This is a genomic window from Anaerovibrio sp., assembly GCF_051866355.1.
Taxonomy (GTDB): domain Bacteria; phylum Bacillota; class Negativicutes; order Selenomonadales; family Selenomonadaceae; genus Anaerovibrio.
This window is the reverse complement of sequence record NZ_JBJDWZ010000041.1, coordinates 20,277-22,180: the sequence shown is the minus strand read 5'-3', so window position 1 is coordinate 22,180 and position 1,904 is coordinate 20,277. Positions and strand designations below refer to the sequence as shown.

General features: G+C 44.8%; 2 protein-coding genes. Both read right to left on the bottom strand.

The annotated features are described in order from the left end of the window. Nucleotides 1-820, bottom strand: an 820-nt coding sequence (locus tag ACI3UA_RS02410) for a putative phage tail protein (protein ID WP_439723240.1), incomplete at its 3' end; no start/stop codon positions are given. Further along, a partial coding sequence (locus tag ACI3UA_RS02405) for a baseplate J/gp47 family protein (RefSeq protein ID WP_439723239.1) occupies nt 813-1,904 on the bottom strand: 1,092 nt, incomplete at its 5' end. The genes ACI3UA_RS02410 and ACI3UA_RS02405, both read right to left, overlap by 8 nt.

Here is a 1,904-nt window from a genome sequence, read left to right as displayed (position 1 = left end):
CCATCGTGGATTTTGACGTAATGCGGTGAATATCATCGCCATCAAAATAACCGCCATGGTACTGCCTGAGTGCCAACTGCAAATCTTCAGGGCCGATTGGTGTGAAGTTGGCCGGGCCAATCCGATTGAACATAGCAGACTGGGCAAGCCCAAACATCAGCGATACATCCGCCTGTGACAGCATACCGACTGATATACCGTCAGGAATATCGTCCGCCACCAGCCCCGTGTACAGATTTGTATTGCCGGTATCAGGAAGCGGAGCCTCGCTTAATCGGTATATATCGCTATCCAAAACAATGCCGCCCGTGTACAGATTCACATTTTCCTTGAGCTTTAATGAAAGGGAAATAGAAAGATGGGACGGCTTTATTTTCACAAAGTCCTTTATCGCTGATACTATGTCATAGCCACCCTTATTTTCAAAAGCCAAATCTATATAGCCCGGTTCCACTGTTTCATCAACTTCCACATCAAGCCCCCACGCATTTTTGAGATACTGCTCTATGCGCTTTGGATTCAGCGGAAACTTATTTGTTTTCTTGCGATATAATCTAGCCCGGCGCTCATCCAAACTTAGCGAATCGTCAGGCTCAATACTAAATTTATGCTCCTGATATTCTATGCCCCATGTAACTGTGCTGGTGAAAACCTGCTCTCGCATTTCTGCAAATCGCTTTTTTACGTCATCAAGCTCCATGCCCATGACTTCATAAAGCCATTTTGCAACATAGGAATCAGAATATATTGGAGATACGCGATGGAGCATTTGCTTTCCTGTTTCGGATTTCGGAAATTCGTCAAGATTGAATTTACTCATACAGCTCAACCCCTATTTCGCCGGTAACCGGATATTGTTCCTCAGTAAAGCTGATATTATCAAGCCCGCCATTCATGCGCAATTTCTTGAAATCAAGAACTCCATTTACGCTTTCAAGCAGGGCGGACACATGCACATATTTAACAGGATTTACGGAAGTATCGCTATTCACAATACTCGCATAATATTCAATTAGCCTGTTCCTGAAATCACTGATAATATCCTCCTCAGTATGGTCGCTGTCAATTTTAAGATAGAAAGTATAATCTATATTCTTTGCTACCGGCGGAGAAACGACATAATCTATGACACCGACAGGAGCCAGCCGGTTAATGTCTTTTCTATTCTCACCGAAAATATGGAGAGTGACCGCATTTACAATCTGCTCATTTGCAGGTTTGCCATCAACATCTACCACTATCACTTTCACGCTATTCGGCCCATTATATTCAGGAATGATATGCGCATAGCCAACCCCCGGAACCTCTTTAGCCCAGCGTACATAATCAGCATTATTTCCAACATAGCTGTCGCCTCTCCCAGCATTGTAATCATCAATCCTCTGCCTCAGGGAATCATCGCTCTCAGGCTCCGCGCCGCCCGTTATCTCAGCGTCATTATTTATGCGCGTAACGCCTGATAGCGGAGAAACCATAATGCTTATTGTACCTGAGTCCACGTTGCCATTGGAGCCTGATTCGTCGGCTTGGATAGCGACATCCGCCTCGCCATTTTCGTCAAGCACCGCCTCAGAAAGCGTATGATACAAAATGGCATTTGAACCATTTATGGACGGTACAGCTACCTTGAAACCTTCCGGAATCACAAGCCCCTGCTTTCCCTCGATATGGATATATCCGTAAGAGGCATTGGCGGCCTTTCTTTCCAATCCACATTCCCTCGCATGAAGGTCAAGCCACTCTCCCTCAGCCCACATTGGGAACATTATTTTTAGCAAGATAACCATGTAATACTGAATCAGCTCTGCTTTTTCCAATGCCGTGGGATATGTTAAATCCCAAACAAAACCTCCCTCTGTTTTATCCAAATCAGCAGGGAGGCTGTTCATCATATTTTGCTCTAT